This is a genomic window from Salipiger bermudensis (assembly GCF_020171625.1).
Classification (GTDB): domain Bacteria; phylum Pseudomonadota; class Alphaproteobacteria; order Rhodobacterales; family Rhodobacteraceae; genus Salipiger; species Salipiger bermudensis_B.
Window position 1 is genome coordinate 146689 of the sequence record NZ_JAIUZY010000004.1, and the last position, 14001, is coordinate 160689.

The 14001-nt window shown below is 63.9% G+C and carries 12 protein-coding genes; 9 read left to right on the top strand and 3 right to left on the bottom strand.

Annotation, left to right across the window (positions count from 1 at the left end; all coding sequences use genetic code 11):
* Window positions 1-15 precede the first annotated feature (15 nt).
* From LCM15_RS07290 to LCM15_RS07325, 8 genes are all read left to right on the top strand, one after another.
* Complete coding sequence (locus LCM15_RS07290; protein ID WP_224854931.1) at window positions 16-1029, top strand: TRAP transporter substrate-binding protein; 1014 nt, start codon at window positions 16-18, stop codon at window positions 1027-1029.
* Window positions 1029-1574 (top strand): TRAP transporter small permease, encoded by a 546-nt coding sequence (locus LCM15_RS07295; RefSeq protein ID WP_224854933.1) that lies wholly within the window; start codon window positions 1029-1031, stop codon window positions 1572-1574. Before LCM15_RS07290 ends, LCM15_RS07295 begins: the two co-directional genes overlap by 1 nt.
* The gene (locus tag LCM15_RS07300) at window positions 1571-2848 is read left to right on the top strand and encodes a TRAP transporter large permease (RefSeq protein ID WP_224854935.1); all 1278 of its coding nucleotides are present in this window, start codon (window positions 1571-1573) and stop codon (window positions 2846-2848) included. The genes LCM15_RS07295 and LCM15_RS07300 overlap by 4 nt, the downstream gene beginning before the upstream one ends.
* Before the next feature lie 8 nt (window positions 2849-2856).
* Window positions 2857-3396 carry a VOC family protein gene (locus LCM15_RS07305; protein WP_224854937.1) on the top strand — a complete coding sequence of 180 codons (540 nt, stop codon included), beginning with the start codon at window positions 2857-2859 and terminating at the stop codon, window positions 3394-3396.
* A 7-nt stretch (window positions 3397-3403) separates the two neighbouring features.
* On the top strand, window positions 3404-4669 hold the full coding sequence (locus LCM15_RS07310) for a RuBisCO large subunit C-terminal-like domain-containing protein (RefSeq protein ID WP_224854938.1): 1266 nt from the start codon (window positions 3404-3406) through the stop codon (window positions 4667-4669).
* A gap of 1 nt (window position 4670) precedes the next feature.
* A complete protein-coding gene (locus tag LCM15_RS07315) occupies window positions 4671-5915 on the top strand; it encodes a four-carbon acid sugar kinase family protein (protein ID WP_224854941.1) in 1245 nt (414 codons plus the stop codon).
* A 485-nt stretch (window positions 5916-6400) separates the two neighbouring features.
* Window positions 6401-6808, top strand: coding sequence for an XRE family transcriptional regulator (locus LCM15_RS07320; protein ID WP_224854943.1), 408 nt, complete (start codon window positions 6401-6403; stop codon window positions 6806-6808).
* 250 nt (window positions 6809-7058) lie between these two features.
* The gene (locus LCM15_RS07325; protein WP_224854945.1) at window positions 7059-8315 is read left to right on the top strand and encodes a hypothetical protein; all 1257 of its coding nucleotides are present in this window, start codon (window positions 7059-7061) and stop codon (window positions 8313-8315) included.
* A 476-nt stretch (window positions 8316-8791) separates the two neighbouring features.
* On the opposite strand, the gene LCM15_RS07330 is transcribed toward LCM15_RS07325, so the two are convergent.
* Window positions 8792-9061 (bottom strand): hypothetical protein, encoded by a 270-nt coding sequence (locus tag LCM15_RS07330; protein WP_224854947.1) that lies wholly within the window; start codon window positions 9059-9061, stop codon window positions 8792-8794.
* 1193 nt (window positions 9062-10254) lie between these two features.
* Here LCM15_RS07330 and LCM15_RS07335 point away from each other — a divergent pair.
* Entirely contained in the window at window positions 10255-11205 is a 951-nt protein-coding gene (locus LCM15_RS07335; RefSeq protein WP_224854949.1) for a tyrosine-type recombinase/integrase, read from the top strand.
* A gap of 84 nt (window positions 11206-11289) precedes the next feature.
* On the opposite strand, the gene LCM15_RS07340 is transcribed toward LCM15_RS07335, so the two are convergent.
* Window positions 11290-12180, bottom strand: a complete 891-nt coding sequence (locus tag LCM15_RS07340; RefSeq protein ID WP_224854951.1) for a ribokinase — start codon at window positions 12178-12180, stop codon at window positions 11290-11292.
* Entirely contained in the window at window positions 12177-14000 is a 1824-nt protein-coding gene (locus LCM15_RS07345) for an ABC transporter ATP-binding protein (RefSeq protein WP_224854953.1), read from the bottom strand. Before LCM15_RS07345 ends, LCM15_RS07340 begins: the two co-directional genes overlap by 4 nt.
* Between the last annotated feature and the right edge of the window lies 1 nt (window position 14001).

Here is a 14001-nt window from a genome sequence, read left to right on the forward strand (position 1 = left end):
CAGGGAGGAGATCAGATGCAGACCACCAAGGGATTGTCCCGTCGCAGCCTGCTGCTCACCGGCGCCGGAACGCTCGCGACACCGTTCATCGCGCGCCCGGCCCTTGCCGGCAGGAGCCTGCGCTACGGCCACAACAACGAGGTTGCCTCGGTCGCCGGTGCACAGGCCGACTGGTTCGCAGAGGCGCTCGGCGAAAGCTCGGGCGGCGACATCACGGTGCAGGTCTTCCCCAACAGCCAACTCGGCAAATTGCAGGAGCTGGCCGAGGCGGTGTCGCTCGGCACCATCGCATTCTCACACAACACGGCCGGAGCGCTCGGCTCGCTCTATCAGCCGTTCGCTGCGCTCGACACGCCGTATCTCTACCGCGACGTGGATCACCTGATGCAGGTGACCGACGTGGACAGCCCGGTGATGCAGGAGCTGAACGAGGGGCTGATCGCCGCGGCCAACGTGCGCGTTATCTACGCGCATTACTTCGGGCGTCGGAACCTGACCTGCAACAAGGCGGTGATGTCGCCCGAGGACCTTGCGGGCACCAAGATCCGCGCCGTGCCGTTCCCGATCTACACCACCGCTGTCGAGGGCATGGGCGCCGTCGCCGTGCCGGTCGACTGGTCCGAGGTGCCGACCGCGCTTGCCACTGGCGTCGTGCAGGGACAGGAGAACCCAGTCAACGTGGTGCTCAACGTCAAGCTCTACGAGGTGCAGTCGCATCTCATGCTTACCGGCCACATGTCGAACGCCGAGGTCGTGGTGATGAACGAGGACACCTGGCAGGGCATGTCCGGCGTCGAGCAGGACGCGGTGCGCGAAGCCGCGCAGCAGACCCGCGAGAAGGCCACCGCGGCAATCCTCGACAACGAGGAGACCGAGACCCAGCAGCTGCGCGATCTCGGCATGACCGTGATCGGTGCCGAGGACGGTCTCGATCTCGAGGCCTTCCGCGCCTCGGTCGGCGCGCTTGTGGACGAGCGTTTCGGCGGCGAATACGGCGACCTCTACGCCAAGATCGCGGCGGTCGGCTGATGCCGGGCACGCCCCCGACCAAAGCCACAGGCCGCGCGTTTCTCGCGCGGCTCACCAACGCGGGCATCTGGCTCGGCATGGCGCTGCTTGCGCTGATGGCCACGCTCGTCGTGCTGCAGGTGGCGGCGCGCAACTTCCTCGACTTGGGCCTGCCCTGGGCGGACGAGCTTGCGCGCTTCGCCTGCATCGGCCTGGTGTTCGTCTCGGTTCCCGCGCTTGCCGGCCGGCAGGTCATGGTCGCGGTGACCATGCTGCCGGACATGTCGAAACCCGGTCCGCGCCGCGCCATGGTGCTGGTGGCCGACCTCGCCACGCTTGCCTTCGCCAGCCTGATGCTCTGGAGCTTTGCCGAGTTCCTGCCGCGCGCAGGCAAGTTCCTGACCCCGGCGTTGCGGGTGCCGAACTGGGCCTATTACAGCCTCGCGCTGACCGGCAGCCTCCTGCTCTTTGCCGTGGCCTATCACCGGGTGCTCGACGCCCTGCGCCGCCGCGACCCGAGCGCCGACTATTACGATCCCCGCGACGAGACCGGACAACCCACATGAGCCTAATCCTTCTGAGCATTTTCGCTGTGTTGCTCGCACTCGGCGCGCCGATCGCCGTGTGCCTCGGCCTTTCGGCCGCCGTGGTCGTCGTCACTGAAGGCCTGCCGGTCTCGGTTCTGGCCCAGCGCAGCCTCAACGCGCTCGACAGCTCGCCACTGCTTGCGGTGCCGCTGTTCATCTTCGCCGCGGCGCTGCTCAACGCCACCGGCGTCACCACTCATCTCTTCGATCTCGTGCGGATGCTCTTCGGCCGCATCCGGGGCGCCGTGGCGCAGGTTAGCGTCTTCGTCTCTCTGATCTTCTCGGGCGTTTCAGGCGCGGCCCTGGCCGATATCGGCGCACTCGGCGCGATTCAAATCAACCAGATGACCGCGCAGGGTTACCGCAAGGAGTTTGCTGCCGGCCTGACCGTCGCCGCCGCCACCATCGGGCCGATCTTCCCGCCCTCAATCCCGATCATCATCTACGCCTCGGTCGCCAATGTCTCTGCGGTGAAGCTGCTGCTGGCCGGCATTGTCCCTGCTCTGCTGCTGACCGCACTGCTGATGGTGCAGGTAGCGATCATCGCCCGGGTGAAGGGCCTGCCGCGCGACGAGGTCAGCGCCAAACCGCGCGAGATCGCAAAGAAGGCGTTCATCTCGTTCCCCGCACTGTTGGCGCCCGTGCTGCTCATCGGCGGTCTGATAAGCGGCTATTTCGGCCCCACCGAGGTCGCTGGAGTCACGGTGGCCTACGCACTTTTCATCGGTTTCACGATCTATCGCAGCCTGAGCGGCCGCGCCGTGATCGGCGCCCTGCGCGAAACCGTCGAGGCCAGCGCCAACATCCTCTTCGTCGTTGCCACGGCCGCGCTCTTTGCTTGGGTCCTGACCCTTGACCAGGTGCCGATGAAGGTCTCGGCGCTGCTGCTCGGCGTCTCTGAGAACCCGGTCGTTCTGCTCCTGCTGGTCAACATCCTGCTGCTGGTTGCCGGCATGGCGCTGGAGAGCATCGCGGCGATCCTGATCATCGCGCCGATCGTGGCGCCGGCGCTGACCGCTGCGGGGGTTGATCCGCTGCAGCTGGGCATCGTCTTCGTGCTGAACCTGATGATCGGCCTGCTTACCCCGCCCGTTGGCATGAGCCTCTACATGATCTCGATCATCTCACGCATGCCGATCACCCAGGTGATCGCCGGAGTGATGCCGTTCTTCATCCCCCTGCTGCTGTCCTTGCTCGTGGTCTCCGCCGTCCCGGCGCTGTCCACCTGGCTTCCCGAAACCCTGATGAACTGAGGTTCCCAATGAGCACCCTTCTTGGCCCCATCCGCCAGCTCGGCTACGTCGTCGACGATATCGAGGCGGGCATGAAATACTGGTCCGAGACCATGGGCGTCGGCCCGTGGTTCTACAACCCGCAGGTTCCGATCGAGGACTACCTCTATGACGGCCAGAGCTACCAGCCGCACAACTCGGTCGCTCTGGCCAATTCCGGCGCCATGCAGGTCGAGCTAATCCAGACCCGCAACGATGTTCCCTCGATGTATCGAGACTACATGCAGAAGGGCCTGCGCGGGCTGCAGCACGTGGCGTTCTGGACCACGGAATACGAGACCGACCTGCAACGAATGCTGGACCGTGGCTTCACAGTTAAGATGTCTGGCTGCGTTGGCCAGAACGGGCGTTTCGCCTATTTCGCCGAGGAGCATCACCCCGGCACCTGCATCGAGCTTTCCGAGGTGCTGGGCCCCAAGGGCACCATGTTCGACATGATCCGCACCGCTTCCGAGGGCTGGGACGGCTCGGACCCGGTGCGGCCTTTCCCCGACCTGAGCAAGCTCTGAGGCCGGCATGGAACGGATTATCGCCGAATACCTCCTCGAGACCCCCTACCCGCTCGCCGACGTGGCTGCGATGATGGCGGGCGAGCAAAGCTCGGGCACCTTCGTGCGCGTCGCCGGAGAAACCGACGAGCTGCGCGCCCGCGCCGCCGCCGAGGTGCTCTCGATCGAAGAGCTGGACAGCGTGGATGCCGCGACGCTGCACTCGGCCTACATCGCCCGGAAGCAGCCCGCCGGACCGTTCCGCCGCGCCCGCATCCGCATCGCCTTTCCGACCAGCAATATCGGGCGAAACCTGCCGACGCTGGCGGCGACGGTGTCGGGCAACCTCTTCGATATCGGTGAGATCACCGGGCTGAAGCTGCTCTCGCTCGAGATCCCGGCAGCCTACCGCGCGCGCTTTGAACTCCCGGCGCAGGGCATCGCCGGCACGCGCGAAAGCATCGGCGTAACAGACACCCCAATCTTCGGGACGATCATCAAGCCCAATGTCGGGATGCGACCGGACGAGATTGCCTCACTGGTCGATCAGCTTTGCGCTGCGGGGGTCGACTTCATCAAGGATGACGAGGTTTGCGCCAACCCCGACATTGCGCCGCTGGCGGAGCGGGTGCCAGCCGTGATGGCGGTGATCCGCAAGTGGCAGGAACGCACCGGGCGCAAGGTGATGATGGCGTTCAACATCACCGACGAGACCGACGCCATGCGCCGTCACGCCGATCTGGTGGCGCGCGAGGGTGGCTCCAGCGTCATGGCGAGTCTCAACTGGTGCGGCCTGTCGGGCATGGAAAGCCTGCGCACCCACACCCCGCTTGCCATCCACGCTCATCGAAACGGCTTTGGCGCCATGAGCCGCCATCCGCTGCTTGGAATGGGGTTCCAAGCCTACCACGCGCTCTTTCGTCTGTCGGGCATCGACCACATGCACGTGCACGGCATCGGCGGCAAGTTCGTCGACACCGCTGAGGAAGTCACCGGCGCCGCCCGCGCCTGCCTCGCGCCGCTCAGCAATGACGGCCCCGATGACCGGGTCATGCCCGCCTTTTCGTCCGGCCAGTGGGCCGGCACCCTGCCGCAGACGCTGGAGGCGGCACAGTCCTCCGACCTGATGTTCATGTGTGGTGGCGGCATCCTCGCCCACCCGCAGGGGCCGGAAGCGGGCATCGCCTCGCTCCGCGAAGCGTATGACGTGCTCCGCTCGGGGGGATCGCTGGCCGAGGACGAGGCCGACCGCCCGGCGCTGGCCGCGGCGCTCAACTTCTTCGGATCAAGCTGAGATGGGCGCACGGATCGTCTTCATCGGCGACGACTTCACCGGCGCGTCGGACAGCCTCGCGACCTATGAACGGGCCGGCATGTCCACCCGGATGGTGCTGGGCGACGCGGGCAACGACGGGCTGGAGGCGCTCGGCCTGCCCACGGATCTGCGCTCACTGGCGCCCGAACGCGCGCGAGACGAAATCGCCAGCCTCTGGCCACGCGTCGCGGCAGAAGCGCCGGAGGTGATCCACTTCAAGGTCTGCTCGACCTTCGACTCCGCGCCCGAGGTGGGGTCGATCGGCGCCGTGACGCAAGAGCTGATCGACCGCTTCTCGCCGGACGTGGTGGCAGTGATCGGCGGCCAGCCCAGCCTTGGACGCCATTGCGCCTTCGGCACGCTCTTTGCCCGCGGACCCGACGGCGAGACGCACCGCATCGACCGCCATCCGATCATGAGCCGGCACCCGGTGACCCCGATGCGGGAGGCCGATCTGCGCCGCCACCTCGCCGCGCAGGGCCTCACCGGACTCGATCTGATCTCGATCTCGGATCTTCGCGACCCGGCAAGCGCGGCCAGGACTCTTCGCACCCGTCCGGCGCTGATCGACGCCACCCACCCAGACGACCTTACGAGGATCACCGAGGTCCTGCGCCTCGCCGGAGGGCGACAGCTTCTTGTGGGCGCAAGTTCGGTCGCCGAGATCCTCGGCGCTGGCACGGATCGCGCTGCCTCCGCCCACCTGCCACTACCAGCCTCGAACAACCTTCTGCTCTTCGCCGGCAGCCGCTCGCAGACCACGTCGGCGCAGGTCGCTGAAGCCAAGAGTTACACAAGACTGCCCCTCACGCCCGAGGCACTGCGGTCTGGGGCCTTGATCGCGCAGGCACAGCGTCTCCTGAGCACCGGCACTCCGACGCTCGTTCATCTCTTGCCGGATGCCGATTACGGGCTGTCGCCCGATGGGCTGGCCGACCGCTGCGCCGCCTTCGTGGCAACCCTGCTGGAGGGCACCGAGATCGGCTATCTAGGCCTCGCGGGCGGCGACACCTCAAGCCGCATTTGCGCGCAGCTGGGGTTCGAAGCGCTCGCCTTCGAACACGGGCTTGCCCCGGGCGTCTGTATCTGCCTCGCCAGTCACCCGTCACCGCGAAGAGACCACATGCGCATCATGCTGAAAGGCGGGCAAATGGGTGAGCGCGATCTCTTCGACCGGTTCGCCGCGACGCGTCGCGACAACGGCCCAGTCCACGGTCGGACGTAGGCGAGAAGTTCTGTTTAGGGAAATCCGTCCTCTGTGTCGCGATGCTCGCTCGGTGCCCTTGACGACCAGCGGCAGCGACCCGACCTTCGAAAACGGGACGCCATCCGAGGCTCCGCCCGCCTCTTCATCGTCCCGCTATGAAGATCAATCTGTCTCACGCCTGGCCAACCAGACGCCGCGGCAAGCGCGCCGGACGGCCAAGCCGAATACCCAAACCCAATATGCAGACTCTCGTGATGAATGAGGGCCCGGCAGGGGGCAGGTCAAGTTTCATAGGCTGGCTCGCCCGAAGCTGTCGGCGGAACTGAGGAGGGGCAACTGAGACCGAAAGTCCAAGGAACCGACTAGGTAGCACGCCCCAGACCAAGCATGGCCCTCAAGGCCACCCCCACCTCGCCTAGGACATCCTTCAGCCACGCTGCGACAAGGACGCACGCAGCGCCTTCTATCATCGCGTCAAACGCAACGAGATGAAGAGGTTCGACATGACCACCAGCCCCACCGCCCGCATGATCACCGACGCCGCCGAGGCAAGCGGGAAGACGCTGCGGGAGATCGCCACCGACATGGGTCTCGAGCGCGGCAACGTGATCTCCATGCTGAAATCCGGCGAGATGCGCATGCCGATCGAGCGGATCCCGGCCTTCGCCGCCGCCACCGGCATCGACCCGCTGGCGCTGACCCGTGTCGCAATGTCCGAGTATATGCCAGAGACATGGGCCGTGCTCGCAGCATCCGCCTCGCCGGTGCAGGAGATCCAAGTCAACATCCGCGCGCCCGGCGCGGTCGTGGAGCGCTTCAAGGCGATCTGCCAGACAGAGCGCCGCAACTACGGCGACATGCTCGGGCTCTTGCTCGACGTCTGGGAGGGCGACGTCGAAAAGATGGTCTGACATCGCGGGAATCGAGCGCGTCGGCTCAGTGCTGGCGCGCTTCGGCACTCAAAATGCCCTGACAGCCCTCAGATTCGCCGCCAAGTGGGCACCTCACCCCGGAAGCTACCCTAAGCGCCCTCTGGGTCAGACGCGCTTCAGCGGCCGATTTGAGGATCGCACCAAATAAGCTGATTTTGTCGTGTTTCTGCATACTTGTGCGGACCGAGATCGGATCATAGATGACCGGCTCCACAACGCACTGGACGCCATGCCGCACAGCTTCAAGATCCCGATCGAACTCACGCAAGAGCGCGACGCTGGTGCAGTGCCCTCCGATCAGCGCACGCTGCGATACGAGCTTCAAGCGCACGTGAGCGATCAGCCCGTCACGAACGGCAGGATCCGGGCCACGCCGCTCATTGACCTGACGAACTACAGGTTCAGCGCGGTGCTCGACTGGATCGCGATCGCCGTCACGCTGCCCAAGAGACAGGCCACGGTGAACGTCGGCAAGTCGATCAAGAAACGCCTCAACCAGCCAGAGCTCGGCGGCGTGTCAGTCAACCCGCTCAAGAAAGGCGGAGATCGCTACACCCGCGAGATGAAGCTCACAATACAGGATCCGACGCTCCAAAGGCTATCGAAGGTGCTCGACGAACTCGCCCGACGCTATGACGTGCCGGTCGAGGACGGTCGAGCCGAGCACCGGGTAATGGGCTTCGAGCTTGCCATCGACATCTATCCGCGTCCGAGCAAGGTGAAAGATAATCTGGAGTTCGCCCTGCGCCGGGTGCAGATGTCGGAGTTGCTGCGCAAGCACTTCGCACCGGAGCAGATCTTCGAGACGGGTGATTTTACCGAGAAGCGCGACTCGCTTCGCTTTAATGACGGTGAAGGACAACACCAGATCGAACGACCGAAGGGACAGCGAGGTCCGAGGAACCTCAAGGACGTGCCGCGGTTGCTTCTCGCCGCGACAGACCCAGCCAATCACCTCGCCGCGCCTGTGAACGCGACGGTCTATCTCGGCAAACGAAGCCGCCCGATGAGCTACAGGCTGCAGGACAAAGTCGCGGACCAGAGGGACAAGGACGGGGAGCCCCGGGTGAAACTGTCGCCGAAGGACCGACGATCCCGGATCGAGGTCACGCTCGAGAGCACGACGCTTGAGGGTGATACAATCCCGGAGCAGCTCGACCTGTTTACAGTGGACGATTTCAGCCGACGCTACTGGAAAGGCCTCCGCGCTGTCTTCTTCGATTTTGAATGCCCGACCTTCAAAGCCGCTCCGAGCGGAGAGCCAGAACCGGAGCTGGTCGAGGTGTTCAAGAAGACCGGCGTCATCGGCGTGAAGCTCTGCGACTTGGGAAACAACGCGATCGACCGAGCGACGGGAAAGCGGCACGGAGACGGAAGACTCGTGCGGCAGCTCGGCCCCCGTGGCCACTGCGTCGCATACAGTGAGCTCAACGATCGCATCGGCCGCGCGCTTAAGCAGATGATGAAGCAGTTTGAAGATGGGTGAAGACGCTGCCCTCTACTGGCCTCGAGCGCCGCGTTCTATGCGAGGGCTGATGCTCATGGAAAGGCGAAGAGAGAGAAGCGGGTGTGACGGTCCTCTCGGGAGACCAGGGACCGAAGGATGCGCGCAGGAACGGGGACAGAGACCTGAGGCACAGATGCGAGATCCGAGATGCTTACCTTAAACAGTCAGCAGTGACTGACGTGGAGCGCTCAGCTTTGCGAACAGCCCCGTGACCACAAGGACCAAGCCAGGTTGGCGGGAGATGCGCGCGCCCCGCGCGATGAGCCGCACCGCCTATGGCTGCAAAAATGTCAGGAAAAGAGGCCGAGTTGCGCCCCGCCGATGCCCGTCGTCACCCTGCGACGGGATACAAGGCTTCGCTTCGGCCGTGGCGCAAGCAATGTGTCGGCCGCCGCCCAACGTCCCAATCCTTGTATCTCGAGCAACCGCCCCCAAACCTGCGCGCCCTGCCCCGATCAGTCCTGCGGGAATTGAATGACATTGCTGCCGCGCATGAACGCGATCGGACCTTCGCTCCGAATGGCCTCGAGCGCTGCGGTGCGTGCGTCCTTGTCGGAGCGGAACTGGTCGTCCCAGACGTGGCTTGTCCCGTCGCAGTCGACGACCTCGAGCGTCCACAAGCTCTCCGTCTCCAGGCGGTAGATCTCGACGGAGAAGGGGTAACCGCTCAATGTGACGGTCTGGCACTTTCCCGACATCACGACATTCGGCTCGTCTTCTTTCATCTGCGCTCGCCCCTCTCGCTCTTAGACCATCTTGCTCGCATGCTTCAGGCGACGCGTCTAGGCTGAGAGGCGGGCAAGGCATGTTACCTCGATCCACGAGAGCCAATGCTCCCGCGTTTTCGATGCCGGGCGCTGTAACTCGCAGAACCGCGCGTAGGTGTGCGTCCCGTCTCGTCTGCCCCCTTTGCTCAAGATAGTCGCGCGGCACGCACCTGGCGCGCTTATGATGGCCCTAGCGCTGCTCCTCGACCCCGTCGTATCTTTTCAGTGCGCGAGACACGCTATCAGTTCGCCATAGCGTCCCGCGTGAGGTCCGTAGGCCCTCATCGTTTGCACGCGCCGCGATTTTCGTGAGCGTCGCGGTCTCGCCACCGCTTTCAATCGATGCCTTCACGCGCGACAATTGCTCGCCGGCCTCGCGCGAAGCTCGCCGCCTAGCTTTCGATGACGCTGTGGTCGCCAAAGCCGTTTGGTCGCGACGGTCTTCAAGTTTAAGCTGTGACCGCCGCCGCGGAGCGAGAAAGTAATCTGCTCTTAGCGCTCCACGCACCAAGAGTTCCCTTTTCGTGCCCGTGATTTCTGACAAGGGCTTCATGAAGCGCAGGTGGAAGATCGCGGAGTGATATGGGGTCAACTCCTCCCATAGTGCGCGCTGAGTGGCGGCATCAGGACAAGCCCGGAATAGCCGGCTGGCATCGTCGATGAAGATCGGTCCGCCTTGTTGGAGATAGTCACGAAGCCGCGGCAACGAATTCAGCCCACGCACCGATCGCGCGTAGTCGGCGATAAAGACCCTTCTTTGGGTCTCGAGCTCTGAATGGTGGCTCCGTTGCTTGGCAAATGCCTCCAAGTTGGCGATCTGTTGGCGAACGGCTGGATGGTCGCGGTGCAGGCGACGCCGTCCGTGTGTTGCTAGCAGGTATCCGGTGAAAGTTCTTTGCATTTGCGTTGCGACTACGTTGATGCGAAAGCGCCAACCCTGCCCCCGTATAAGATTAAGAATGGCAAAATCCTGTATAAGTTACGTTCAACAACTGTTCTAGATCGCATGCTCTCAGTCGCGCCGAGAGCGGCGAGACAAGAGCGCCAACACCCTAACAAATATGGAAAAAATTGAGGTTTCGGCGTTTCCACCCGACGGACGCGCCCACGCAGAGTATAATGTAGTCATCAGCAACGAAGAAGAGGCCAAGATGCCCCAGACGATGACGAAAACCGTGACCGACGCCTGCGAGAGCTGGCTCAAGACCTGCGAACGCAATCAGCTCGAGCGATCAACCCTGAAGGCCTACCGCAGCCACGCGCGCGTTCACATCGAACCGAAGATAGGTGATCTTCTGCTCGGCGACCTTTCCCGGGGTCAGGTGCGGGATTTCATGCACGAGCTGCTTGATGACGGCATCTCGCAAGCACTCGTGCGCAAGGTCATGGTCAGCCTGCGCGCCGTGCTGTCCGAAGCCGTTGAGCGGGAGTGGATCGAGCACAACGTCGCCACCGATGTGAAAATGCGCCGCCGGCGCCGCACCGAAAGCGACGAGCGCGTCATCCCGACGAAAGAGGAGATCAGGGTGATTGTCGGGAACGCGCCCGCTTCGCACCGCGCCATGTTCGTCACCGCGATCTTCACCGGGATGCGGATCTCGGAGTTGCGCGGACTGACCTGGGACAATGTCGATCTCGACCGCGGCCTTGTGCATGTTCGCCAGCGCGCCGACGAGCACTGCGTCCTCGGCAAGCCCAAGAGCCGGGCCGGCCACCGTGACATCCCGATGGCACCGCTCGTGCGCGACACACTCGCGCAATGGCAAGAAACGGTGCCCGTGACAGAGCAGAACCTTGTATTCCCGAACGGCGCGGGCAAGATCCAGAATTACTCGAACATTTACAATCGCGTATTCAAGCCCATGCTCGTCGCGAACGGCATCGTCGACGCAGCCGGTGAGCCGAAGTTTGGTCTGCATGCGCTGCGACACGCCGCTGCGTCGCTCTTCATCGAGCAGGGTTGGAACCCGAAGAAGATCCAGACGCTACTTGGTCACGCGTCGATCACCATGACGATGGACGTCTACGGGCATCTCTTCGAGAACGCTGAGGAGGATGTCTCGATGTTCGCGAAGCTCGAGAGTGATCTTCTCGCCGCATGATCCCAAGATCGCCAAGTCCAGACCGCACCAGAAGCTCGTTCGAGGTCAGGTTCAAGCCGGCGCGGCGCAAGAACCGCGCCGCGCTCACCCAGAGACGAGGCTCGCATGAGCATCGACGTCCGCTGCGGTCGGCATGCTTTCCTGGCTTCCTTTGCGGGCGCAGGTGAGGGACGCAGCCACCGCTGCGCGATGCATGGCATCCGCGAGAGGCAGGCCGCGGTCGAGAGCGGCCGCGAAGGTGCCGACGAAGCAATCTCCGGCAGCCGTGGTATCCTGCACCTTGCAGGGGACTGCGGGAACCGAGACATGCTCGCCGCGCCAGGCCAGCTCTGCCCCATCGCCCCCGAGCGTGCGCAAAACGCCGGTTCCGGTGGCCTCCGCGAGGGCCGCGGCAGTCTTGCCGCAGCCAAGCCAGCCGGCCATCGCCTCTGCCTCATCCTCATTGACGACCACAAGTCCGCAAAGCGAGAGCACTTCGGCATCGAGTCGGTAGGCAGGCGCAAGGTTCAAAATGCTGAGGGTCCGTCTTTCATGGCATCGACGGATCAGCCGCGCGGTCTCTCGCGGGTCATTCTCCATCTGCAACAGGACAACGCTCGCCCGATCAAGCGGCGCGTCGTCCACGAGGTCCGACGAAACGGCGAGGTTCGCTCCGCCCGCCACGACGATCTCGTTCCGCCCGTCCTGGTCACGATGGATGGAGGCACAGCCCGTCGGTGCCTCAAGACGCGCCACGAGGCTGACATCCACCGCCCGCCGCAGTCCTTGCAGGGCGATGTCGGCGAGGCCATCCTTGCCGACGGCACCCACCATGTGGACTTCCGCGCCACCCAGTGCTGCGGCAAGCGCCTGATTGGCCCCCTTCCCACCTGGCTCGGTGTGGAGGCTCTTTGCCATCAAGGTCTGCCCTGCGGTCGGCAGGGTCTCGACATCGAAGATCAGGTCGGCGTTGATCGAGCCGAAGGTGACAATCATGCAGCCACCTCGCTAGCATCAACCATCACGAAATGGCCATCGCCCACCTCGCGGTAATGGCGTTTCGGTGGCACGAAATCGGCCGATCGATAGGGGCTTCCAATTTCGTCAGCAGTCGCCAGACGCCGCTGACGGCGGGATGGATCGGCAATGGGCACCGCCGCGATGAGCTTGCGCGTGTAGGGGTGCTGAGGATTCTCGAAAACCGACGCACGCGGACCGATCTCGACGATCTCTCCAAGATACATCACCGCGACACGGTGGCTAATGCGCTCAACGACCGCCATGTCGTGACTGATGAAGAGATACCCCAGGCCATATTGCTCCTGAAGGTCCAGCATGAGGTTGATCACCTGCGCCTTCACAGAGACATCCAGAGCCGACACGGATTCATCGGCGATGATCAGCTTCGGCTCCAGGGACAGAGCGCGCGCGATACAGATCCTCTGACGTTGACCGCCCGAGAACTCGTGCGGAAAACGCGAGATCATGTCGCCCGACAACCCGACACGCTCGAGCAGATCGGTGACCTTGGCCTCGGCATTGCGGCGGGTGGCCAGTCCGTGAGTGATCATCGGCTCGGCGATCGCGTCGCCGATGCGAATCCGCAGATTGAGGCTTTCGAACGGATCCTGGAAGATCATCTGCACATCCCGCCGGATTTTCGTGAGATCCGAATGACCAGCGCCACGCACATCCTGACCGGCGACCGAAATCGCGCCGCCCGCAGGTTCCTCGAGCCGGATGAGAGAGCGCCCCGTGGTCGACTTGCCGCAGCCGGACTCGCCGACGAGCGACAAGGTCTCGCCTTGCCGCAATTCGAATGACAGGTCCTCCACCGCATGGATGCGACCAACGACCCTGCGCAGGATCCCCTTGCGAACGGGAAACCGCGTCACGAGGTTGTCGACCTTGAGCACAGGCGGCGCGTCGGCGCGCACGGTGTCCGCCGTTGCAGGCGGCGACTGGATCTCTCCGGAAGACATGTCGACCCGTGGGAACCGCAGCGGCCTGTCGGTTCCAGTCATCGCGCCGAGTTGCGGAACCGCAGAGAGCAGAGCGCGCGAATAGGGATGACGCGCCTCGCGGAATATCTCGGCGGTGGACGCAGTCTCGACCACGTCGCCGCGGAACATCACCACGGTGCGGTCCGAGATCTCGGCAACGACCCCCATGTCGTGCGTGATGAAGAGCACTGACATGCCCTCCTCTTCCTGCAGCGTCTTGATCAATTCGAGGATCTGGGCCTGGATTGTCACGTCGAGCGCGGTCGTCGGCTCGTCGGCGATCAGCAGCTTCGGCGAGCAAGCCAGCGCGATCGCAATCACGACCCGCTGCCTCATGCCGCCCGAGAAGTTCATCGGGTATTCGTTCAGACGCTGTTTCGCGGACGGTATCCGAACCCTGTCGAGCAAGCGCACCGCCTCGGCCTCTGCCTGCGCGCCGTCCATGCCGCGGTGCTGACGCAGCACTTCGGTGATCTGCTCGCCAATCTTGAGCACCGGATTAAGCGATGTCATCGGCTCCTGAAAGATCATGCCAATGCGGTTGCCGCGGATCGACTGCATCGCATCGAGCGGCATGTCGAGAAGGTTCTTCCCCTCGAACTCGATACGTCCGGCACTGCGGGAATTTCCCGGCGAGAGCAGTCGCATGATCGACATGGCGGTGACGCTCTTGCCGGAGCCGGATTCACCCACGACGGCCACCGTCTCGCGCTCACCGATGTCGAAGTTCACGCCCCGCACCACGTCCCGCCATTGGCCGTCCACACGGAACGAGGTGGTAAGGTCCTGAACCGAAAGAATGGGGTTATTCATG

Coding starts and splice junctions, on each gene's coding strand:
- LCM15_RS07335 (WP_224854949.1), top strand. CDS start 10,255: ATGCCCCAGACGATGACGAAAACCGTGACCGACGCCTGCGAGAGCTGG.
- LCM15_RS07310 (WP_224854938.1), top strand. CDS start 3,404: ATGGAACGGATTATCGCCGAATACCTCCTCGAGACCCCCTACCCGCTC.
- LCM15_RS07295 (WP_224854933.1), top strand. CDS start 1,029: ATGCCGGGCACGCCCCCGACCAAAGCCACAGGCCGCGCGTTTCTCGCG.
- LCM15_RS07305 (WP_224854937.1), top strand. CDS start 2,857: ATGAGCACCCTTCTTGGCCCCATCCGCCAGCTCGGCTACGTCGTCGAC.
- LCM15_RS07340 (WP_224854951.1), bottom strand. CDS start 12,180: ATGATTGTCACCTTCGGCTCGATCAACGCCGACCTGATCTTCGATGTC.
- LCM15_RS07320 (WP_224854943.1), top strand. CDS start 6,401: ATGACCACCAGCCCCACCGCCCGCATGATCACCGACGCCGCCGAGGCA.
- LCM15_RS07300 (WP_224854935.1), top strand. CDS start 1,571: ATGAGCCTAATCCTTCTGAGCATTTTCGCTGTGTTGCTCGCACTCGGC.
- LCM15_RS07345 (WP_224854953.1), bottom strand. CDS start 14,000: ATGAATAACCCCATTCTTTCGGTTCAGGACCTTACCACCTCGTTCCGT.
- LCM15_RS07290 (WP_224854931.1), top strand. CDS start 16: ATGCAGACCACCAAGGGATTGTCCCGTCGCAGCCTGCTGCTCACCGGC.
- LCM15_RS07325 (WP_224854945.1), top strand. CDS start 7,059: ATGCCGCACAGCTTCAAGATCCCGATCGAACTCACGCAAGAGCGCGAC.
- LCM15_RS07315 (WP_224854941.1), top strand. CDS start 4,671: ATGGGCGCACGGATCGTCTTCATCGGCGACGACTTCACCGGCGCGTCG.
- LCM15_RS07330 (WP_224854947.1), bottom strand. CDS start 9,061: ATGAAAGAAGACGAGCCGAATGTCGTGATGTCGGGAAAGTGCCAGACC.